At 68.4% G+C, this 869-nt stretch carries 1 protein-coding gene; it reads left to right on the top strand.

The features are described 5' to 3' along the window. Positions 1–782, top strand: a 782-nt coding sequence (locus GY812_14370) for a hypothetical protein (protein MCP4436669.1), incomplete at its 5' end; no start/stop codon positions are given. Between the last annotated feature and the right edge of the window lie 87 nt (positions 783–869).

Genomic DNA, 869 nt, shown 5'->3' with positions numbered 1-869 from the left:
CGGGTGGCGGCTCCGGGGCCGGCGCCACGGTGAACATCAACGGCGACCTCATCGTCACCGAGGGCTACGACAGCGGCGACGCGCTCGCGCTGCTGGTCGACGCCAGCGGCACCAGCCTGGGGTACACGGATCGGGTGACGCCGGTGCTCGGCGCCGACGGAACCGCGACCGCGGCCTACTCGTTCGACGTGCCCGAGAACATTGGCAACACCTACCTCGTGGGTGTCTGGGACTCGAACGCCAACGGGCTCGTTGAGGTCACGGACACCTGGGGTGCGGTCGTCGATGCCATGGGCGCCGAGGCCAACCCGGTCGCGGTGAGCACGCTCGACCTGGACAACCGGGACATCCACGTGCCCGTCGAGGGCGACGACGGCGCGAGCCGCATGAGCGTCGTCCCGCTTGTGATCCTGAGCGGCACCGTTGATGTCTCTGGTGGCACCTTCGACGACCTCCCGGCGGGTTCGACCGTGACCGTGGCGGCGCTCAAGTACCGCCCCAGCGGAGCGCTCTCGTCGAGCGCTCTTGAGTCTGATGCCTACGATTATGAGCAGGTGCTCTGGCCAGACCTCACGGGCGAGACCTCGGTCAGCTGGGACCTCGGCGTGCCGGCAAACACCACGGTCTACTTGTGGGCGTACGCCGACGAGGACGTCGACAATCTGCTCAACGAGTCCGGAGAAGCCGTCGCGTCGGGTGGAACAGATGACAACGGCCGGATGGACTCGGGGGCAACCGACTCGAGCCACAGCCTCTCGCTGGGCTACGCCGGCAGCCGCTGACCGTCGGCCGGTGCGCCCCAGCGCGCGAGGTATTGACGGAGGCGCAGTTTCCGGGCCGTGTTCGCGCTGGTCATGTAGCGGACCTTG

It is taken from the genome of Actinomycetes bacterium, from assembly GCA_024222295.1.
In the GTDB taxonomy this organism is placed as follows: domain Bacteria; phylum Actinomycetota; class Acidimicrobiia; order Acidimicrobiales; family Microtrichaceae; genus JAAEPF01.
The sequence above is the reverse complement of the archived record's forward strand: the minus strand, read 5'-3'. Positions and strand labels throughout refer to the sequence as shown.